Here is a 7,214-nt window from a genome sequence, read left to right on the forward strand (position 1 = left end):
GCCTCGTTCGATCTGAAAAGCGGCGTCACCCGACTGGAGACCCGCACCATCGCCAAAGCCTCCGCCACCCAGCGGGCGGGCCGTGCTGGCCGCCTCGGTCCCGGCGTCTGCTACCGGCTCTGGAGCAACGAAGTGCAGGAGCGGCTCGCCGAGCAGAGTCCGCCCGACATCCTCACTCAGGAGCTGACCGGTCTGCTGCTGGATGCTGCCCAATGGGGGGCAAAGGTGGAAGATCTGCCGCTGCTCGACATGCCGCCGGCCGCGGCCGTCGCCAGTGCCCAGCGGCTGCTGGTCGCCCTCGGCGCCATGAAGCCGGAGGGTGAGCAACAACTTACCCCGGCTGGCCGCGCCATGGCGGCCTTCGGTACCCATCCCCGGCTCGCCCGCATGCTGCTGCGCGCCCGCGAGCTGGAAGCTGAAGGTCTGACAGGGATTGTCGCCGATGCCGCATATCTGGTGGCGTTGCTGGAAGAAGATCTGCGAGGATCGGAGCGCCTCTCGGTGCTGTTCCACCGCCGTCAGGGAGCCCTGCGCCAGAGTGCGGCTCGCTGGTTTGAACGGCTCGGAGCCCGCCCGGCCAATCCACAGGGTCAGTGGCTCGGGCTGCTCTGCGCTCTCGCCTGGCCGGATCGCATCGGCAAGCTGCGCAGCGGCAGCCGTTACCAGCTCAGTGGCGGGGTGAGCTGCGATCTGATCGAGGGTCACCCCTGTCAGGGTCAGGGAGCGCTGATTGCGGTGGAGATGGGCCAGAACGAGCGCGGCAGCCGCATCTTCATCGCCGAACCGATAGAGCTGGATGAGCTGGCGCGCCAGCTGCCGGAGCTGGTGAGCGAGCGCCAGTGGTTCGACTGGGATGAACGGGAAGAGCGGGTGCGGGCCGAACGCCAACAGGTGATCGGTGAGCTGGTGCTGAGCCAGCGACCGCTGACGGACCTTTCGGATGAACAGAAGGGGCGTTGCCTGCTGCAGGGCATCCGCCGCAAGGGGCTGCATGTGCTGCCGTGGGACGAGAGCAGCGAAGGGCTGCTGGCCCGCCTGCGCTGCGCCCGTGACTGGTTGCCCGATGAGGAGTGGCCAGCCATGGATGACGACAGCCTGCTGGCCACCCTCGAACAGTGGCTGCTGCCGGCGGTGAGCGGCATGACCCGGCTGGAGCAGTTGAAAAAGCTCGATATGAGCGACATCCTGCGCCAATCTCTGCCCTGGCCACTGCCCAAACGGCTGGACGAGGCACTGCCCGGCCACTTCACGGCACCGACCGGCAGCCGGGTGCGGATCCGCTATCAGCCGGGGCAGGCACCGGTGATCCCGGTGCGAATTCAGGAGATGTTCGGTCAGGCGGCAACCCCCTGCGTGGCCGATGGCCGGGTGGCACTGGTGGTGGAGCTGCTCTCCCCCGCCCAGCGACCGCTGCAGATCACCGCCGATCTGGCCGCTTTCTGGGCTGGATCCTACGAGCAGGTGAAAAAAGAGATGAAGGGGCGCTATCCCCGCCACTACTGGCCGGACAATCCGCTGGAGGCGATGCCGACCAGGGTCACCAAGAAGAAGATGGGTATCTAGGTTCGATTGGCCAGGCCCGATCGGACGTTCGCGAACGCGACATAACAAGTAGAAAGGAAAGCAAAGAGGATTTATGGCAACCCAACGACGCAAGCGCGCCCCCAAGAAAGCGCCACCCAAGCGTACCATCTGGCGCAAGCTGTTCTGGCTTGGCTTCAAGCTCTCGCTGGTGGTAGCGGCCTTTATGGTGGTGTTTGGCATCTACCTCGATACCCAGGTGCGCGAGCGATTTGACGGCGAGAAGTGGCAGCTGCCGGTGATGGTTTACAGCCGTCCGCTGGAGCTCTACCCGGGCCAGCGCCTGTCGCGCGACCAGATGCTGCGCGAGCTCAACATGCTGAGCTACAAGCAGGTGCGCCAGCCCCATACCCCGGGCGAATACACCATAATCGGCAACCGCATCGAGCTTATTCGCCGACCGTTCGCCTTCTACGATGGCACCGATGGTGCCCGCGCCCTGCGCCTCACCTTCAACGGCCCGCGTCTCGAGGGGATCCAGTCGCTGGAGAACCAGCGCCAGCTCGGTTACGCCCAGATGGACCCGGTGCTGCTCGACCGCCTCAACACCGAAGATCGGGAAGACCGCCTGCTGGTACGCCTTGCCGAGGTGCCGGACAGCCTGCTGGTGACCCTGCTCACCACCGAGGATCGCGACTTCTATCAGCATGGCGGCGTATCCCCCATCGCCATCATGCGCGCCATGTTTGCCAACCTGATCGCCGGCCGCACCGTGCAGGGCGGGAGTACCCTCACCCAGCAGCTGGCCAAGAACTTCTTCCTGACCCGCGAGCGCAGCCTGTGGCGAAAACTGCAGGAAGCCTACATGGCGGTGCTGATCGACTACCGCTATAGCAAGGACGAGATCCTGGAGTCCTACCTCAACGAGGTCTATCTGGGGCAGAACTTCTCGCAAGGGGTCTATGGCTTCGGCCTCGCCTCCTACTTCTACTTCGGCATTCCGGTCAACGAGCTGGATATCGATCAGGTCGCCCTGCTGGTGGGTCTGGTGAAAGGCCCCTCCTATTACGATCCTTGGCGCTTCCCCGATCGGGCCAAGGTACGCCGCGATCTGGTACTTAAACTGCTGATGGATCACGGCAGCCTGACCCAGGCCGAATATGATCTGGCCAGCAAGCAGCCGCTCGGCATCATCGCCCGCGGCCAGATGAGCTACGGCCGTACCCCGGCCTTCATGGGGCTGCTCAAGCGGGAGATCCAGAGCCGCTTCGGCCCGGATCTGCTCAAGCAGTCCGGCCTCAAGATCTTCACCAGCCTCGACCCCATCGCCCAGCATGCCGCCGAGCAGGCGGTCGCTTCTGGCCTCGCCGACATCGAAAAACTGCGCGGCAAGAAGAAGCTGGAGGCCGCCATGGTGGTCTCCGACTGGCACAAGGGCGAAGTGGTGGCGCTGGTTGGTGGCCGCGATCCCCGCTACGCCGGTTTCAACCGGGCGCTCGATGCCCGCCGCCAGATCGGTTCGCTGGTCAAGCCGGCGGTCTACCTCACCGGCCTCTCCAACGGCCTCACTCTGGCGACCCCGCTCAAAGATCAGCCGATCCGCATTCGCGGTCAGGATGGTCAGGTCTGGACGCCGCAGAACTACGATCGCAAGTTCCGCCAGAGCGTGCCGCTGATGGATGCGCTGGCCAGCTCCCTCAACGTGCCGACCGTCAATCTTGGTCTCCAGGTGGGGCTGGAGAAGGTGGTCGATACCCTGCACAAGCTGGGGGTGCAGCAGGAGATCCAGCCCTATCCGTCGCTGGTGCTGGGGGCCGTGGCGCTCTCGCCGATGGAGGTGAACCAGATGTACCTGCCCATCGCCAATCAGGGTCTGACCCAGCCGCTGTCGGCGATCCGCGCCGTGGTCAAAGGGGATGGCAGCCTGCTCTATCAGCATGATCAAACTGCCAAACGGGTTACCGACAGTCAGGCGAGCTGGCTCACCCTGTTCGCCATGACCAAGACGGTAAGTCAGGGGACGGCACGCTCGCTGGGAGCCAAGTTCCCGGGCGCCACCATGGCCGCCAAGACCGGCACCACCAACGAGCTGCGCGACTCCTGGTTTACCGGGCTCGACAACAACGAGCTGGTCAGCATCTGGGTCGGCCGCGATGACAACACCCCGGCGGGTCTCACCGGTGCCAGCGGCGCCCTGCAGCTGTTCACCGGCTACATGAGCCAGCGCGGTGTCAACAGCCTGAGCCTGCAGATCCCGGAAGGGGTTACCTGGGCCAACTTCTCTCGCACCAGTGGCACCCGGGTCACCAGCGACTGCCCGGGTAGCCTGCAGGTGCCGGCCAAGGTCTCGACCATGGGCTCACCGACCAGCTGCAGCAGCCCGGGTACGCCACGCAGCGCGTTGGACGACTGGTTCGGCGGATTCTTCAACTGACCGAGGGAGACGGGTAGCCTGAGTTACCCGTCTCGCCATCCTGCTTACAAGGAGTCACCATGCACCAGCCGCTGTTTGAGGCCATCCACCACGTTGCCATCATCGCCAGCGATTACGCTCGCTCGCGCCACTTCTATCACGAGGTGCTGGGCCTGCCCATCATTGCGGAGACCCTGCGCGAGGCGCGCCAGTCGTGGAAACTGGATCTGGCCCTGCCGGATGGCAGCCAGCTGGAGCTGTTCAGCTTCCCCATCACCCCCAAGCGCCCCTCTACGCCGGAGGCATGCGGCCTGCGTCATTTGGCCTTTCGGGTCGGTGACCTCGACCGCGTCATCACCCATCTGCATGCCCATCAGGTCGCTGTGGAGCCGGTGCGGGTGGATGAGCTGACCGGCAAGCGCTTCACCTTCTTCGCAGACCCCGACGGCCTGCCGCTGGAGCTCTACGAAGCGCCGCGCTGAGTCTGCATCGGCCAAACAAAAAGCCGCCCGGCGAACCGGGCGGCTTTTTTATTTATTGCTGGCGTTTTATCAGGCGGTGGTCAGCATGGCGACAGCCAGTGCCATCACCATCATGCCGGCCCAGCCGATGGGCTTGAGGCGCTCGCGGAAGATGAGCAAGCCACCCAGCGCAGTACCGAGAATACCGATGGCGCCCCAGGTCGCGTAGGCCACGGCCAGGTCGATCTTGCCACCGCTGACCGCCTCGGAGAGCAGGGTAAAGGCCATCAGCACCAGCAGGATGCCGAGGAAACCCCACCTCTTGTAGCGAAAGCCGACCGAGCGGTTGATCGCCATGTTGGCGCCAATATCCAGCAGAGCTGCGCCAAAAACGATGATTAACGGGTGCATACAACCTCCTCGCCATTGCGGGTGTCATCGTGAGCACTTGTCGGCTCATCGTGGCACTCCCCCATGGTCACCATAACAATACCCACTATCGCCAGCCCCAGACCAATCAACTCCTGAGCACTCAGGTTGTAGTCGAGGAACATCACGGAGACGACGGTGATCAGCGCAATCCCCAGCCCCTCCCACAACGCAAAGGCAATACCAATGGAGATTGTTTTGGCGGCTTTGGCCAGTAGCAGATACGAGAGCGAAATCAGCACCCACATCGGCAAATAGTTGAGCCATCCGGCATCGTTCTCGGGGATCATCGCCATACTCGAGGTGCCTGCCACCTCGGTCACTATGGCGCCCGTCAAAAATATTCGAGCTAAAAGCATGCGACTGAATAACATAAAATTTCCTTTTGTTGCTGCGACGGGAGAGATAGTAGCTCGGGCATTCTCTCAGGCGGGAGTCGCTGAGCATCGACAATATCGACGCTACTCGTTTGCCTTGTCAGTCGGGGGCAAGGTAAGGTGAAGATGGGATCACTGTGTCATAAGCCGTAAACCATGAAGCTTTATCAGATAGAACTCTTTGTCGAGTCCGCAAATAGTGGCTCCATCGCCAGCACGGCCCGCCGCCTTGGTAAGAGCCGCAGTGCAGTCAGTACCGCCATCGCAGCACTGGAAGTGGAGCTTGGCGTCGAACTTTTTGAACGCGGTGCCAACCAGAGTCGGCTGACCGAGATCGGCGAGCTGGTGCTGGATGACTGTACCCGCCTGCTGCAGGCCGCCAACAGCCTGCAACAGAAGTGCGAGCACTACGCTTCGGGCGCCGAAGTGGCGCTGCGGATTGCCCGCGATGACGCCATCCCCGAACAGGTGTGGCGCGAGATGCTGGCTGGACTGCACAGCCAGTTTCCCGGCACCAGCATCTCGCTGGTGCTCACCTCACCTCCCGAGCTGCCCGCGCTGGTCGAGGAGGGATTTGTCGATGCCGCTTTCGGCCTCATTACCGAAGATCAGGAGCGCAGCGGCCTCCACATCGATCTGCTCAACCCTATCCGCACCCTGATGGTGGTCGCCCCCAACCACCCACTGGCAGCCCTGAAGCGGGTGGTACAGCAGGATCTGACTGACCACACCCAGATAACGCTCTCCTATGTGGATGAGTTCTCGCTAAAAAGTCTGCTGCCTGTCGGCGGCAAGCACATCGGCCTCTCCAGTTTTGAATTGATGCGCAACTCGGTGCTGGATGGCTTGGGCTGGGCCGTGCTCCCCTCGCCCCTCATACAGAGCCAGCTGAGGCAGGGTTCGCTACTGACCCTGAAACACAAGTTCAGCCTGCAGTGGCGGGATTACGGGGTCTATCTGGCGCAGAACGCCTATCACGGCAAGGCGCTGGCCTGGCTGAAGAAGTCGATCCAGACATATCTGGAACCTTTCGAATAAGTGCAATGGCAGAGCAAGCTCACGATCTGCATTTAAGCTGATGCGTCTACCGAGCATGATCGTGCATACTGTTTACATACTCATTGAACGCCGGAGGCGTAACCGATATGAGCAGTGCCCAAGACAAGGACGACATTTGGCTGGATGACGACATCATCGAACTCGATGACGAAGAGGTCGTTACCCCCAAGGCACTCAACCCCTGGCAGGTGCTGATCGTGGATGATGAACCCGACATTCATCATGCTACCCGGCTTGCCCTTTCCAATATTCAATACAAATCCCGCCCGCTTGAACTGCTCAACGCCTACAGCGGTGCTGAAGCCGCCACCATGCTGGAAGCCAATCCCAGAATTGCCCTGATCCTGCTGGATGTGGTGATGGAGACCGAAGACGCCGGCCTGCGACTGGTGCACAAGATCCGCAATGAAATGCATAACTCGCTGGTGCGTATCGTGCTGCGGACCGGCCAACCCGGGCAGGCGCCAGAGCAGCGGGTGATCCTCGATTACGACATCAACGACTACAAAACCAAGACCGAACTGACGGTACAAAAGCTCTACACCACCGTCATCGCCTCCCTGCGCTCATATGAAACGCTGAGCGCCATCGACAAGAGCCGCCAAGGTCTTGGCAAGATCCTGGAAGGGGCTGGAGACCTCTATCATCTCCATTCGCTCAAGGAGTTTGCCTCCGGCGTGCTCAAACAGATCAGCGCGATTCTGGACGTCGGTACCGAAGGGGCCATCTGCGCCGAACGCCGCCCGGGCGAGCAGAAACTGGAGATCCTGGCGGCTACCGGTGACTATGAAACCCTGCTGAGCCAGGGTAGTCTCACCGACTTCCCGACCCTCAACGAGTCGGTGACCAAGGCGCTGGCTGCCCGCTGCAACCGCTTTGAACATCCGCAGGACTCCCTCTACATCGCCGCCCAGAATGGCCGGGAGTTCGTGCTGAGCTTTACCCCCACCCAGC

General features: G+C 62.3%; 7 protein-coding genes. 5 read left to right on the plus strand and 2 right to left on the minus strand.

Annotation, left to right across the window (positions count from 1 at the left end; translation table 11 throughout):
- The 3 genes from hrpB to gloA2 form a co-directional block, all read left to right on the plus strand.
- On the plus strand, positions 1-1,563 hold a 1,563-nt coding region (gene hrpB / locus AACS24_RS21930; RefSeq protein WP_258223184.1), incomplete at its 5' end, for an ATP-dependent helicase HrpB.
- 73 nt (positions 1,564-1,636) lie between these two features.
- On the plus strand, positions 1,637-3,955 hold the full coding sequence (mrcB, locus tag AACS24_RS10255; RefSeq protein WP_108573544.1) for a penicillin-binding protein 1B: 2,319 nt from the start codon (positions 1,637-1,639) through the stop codon (positions 3,953-3,955).
- Positions 3,956-4,014: 59 nt separating this feature from the next.
- Entirely contained in the window at positions 4,015-4,416 is a 402-nt protein-coding gene (gloA2, locus tag AACS24_RS10260) for an SMU1112c/YaeR family gloxylase I-like metalloprotein (protein WP_043849914.1), read from the plus strand.
- A 69-nt stretch (positions 4,417-4,485) separates the two neighbouring features.
- On the opposite strand, the gene AACS24_RS10265 is transcribed toward gloA2, so the two are convergent.
- On the minus strand, positions 4,486-4,806 hold the full coding sequence (locus AACS24_RS10265) for an SMR family transporter (RefSeq protein ID WP_033113059.1): 321 nt from the start codon (positions 4,804-4,806) through the stop codon (positions 4,486-4,488).
- Entirely contained in the window at positions 4,794-5,198 is a 405-nt protein-coding gene (locus AACS24_RS10270) for an SMR family transporter (RefSeq protein ID WP_082035428.1), read from the minus strand. Before AACS24_RS10270 ends, AACS24_RS10265 begins: the two co-directional genes overlap by 13 nt.
- Before the next feature lie 159 nt (positions 5,199-5,357).
- Between AACS24_RS10270 and AACS24_RS10275 the strand changes: the two genes are divergently transcribed.
- Together AACS24_RS10275 and AACS24_RS10280 are read left to right on the plus strand one after the other, a co-directional pair.
- Complete coding sequence (locus tag AACS24_RS10275) at positions 5,358-6,239, plus strand: LysR family transcriptional regulator (protein WP_108573546.1); 882 nt, start codon at positions 5,358-5,360, stop codon at positions 6,237-6,239.
- A gap of 107 nt (positions 6,240-6,346) precedes the next feature.
- A partial coding sequence (locus AACS24_RS10280) for a DUF3369 domain-containing protein (RefSeq protein ID WP_146181481.1) occupies positions 6,347-7,214 on the plus strand: 868 nt, incomplete at its 3' end.

The sequence above is a fragment of the Aeromonas sp. HMWF016 genome (genome assembly GCF_963878195.1).
Taxonomy (GTDB): Bacteria; Pseudomonadota; Gammaproteobacteria; order Enterobacterales; family Aeromonadaceae; genus Aeromonas; species Aeromonas lacus.

What these genes read in the sequence shown, in the direction of transcription:
- gloA2 (WP_043849914.1), top strand. Translation starts at nt 4,015, where the DNA reads ATGCACCAGCCGCTGTTTGAGGCCATCCACCACGTTGCCATCATCGCC.
- AACS24_RS10270 (WP_082035428.1), bottom strand. Translation starts at nt 5,198, where the DNA reads ATGTTATTCAGTCGCATGCTTTTAGCTCGAATATTTTTGACGGGCGCC.
- AACS24_RS10265 (WP_033113059.1), bottom strand. Translation starts at nt 4,806, where the DNA reads ATGCACCCGTTAATCATCGTTTTTGGCGCAGCTCTGCTGGATATTGGC.
- AACS24_RS10275 (WP_108573546.1), top strand. Translation starts at nt 5,358, where the DNA reads ATGAAGCTTTATCAGATAGAACTCTTTGTCGAGTCCGCAAATAGTGGC.
- mrcB (WP_108573544.1), top strand. Translation starts at nt 1,637, where the DNA reads ATGGCAACCCAACGACGCAAGCGCGCCCCCAAGAAAGCGCCACCCAAG.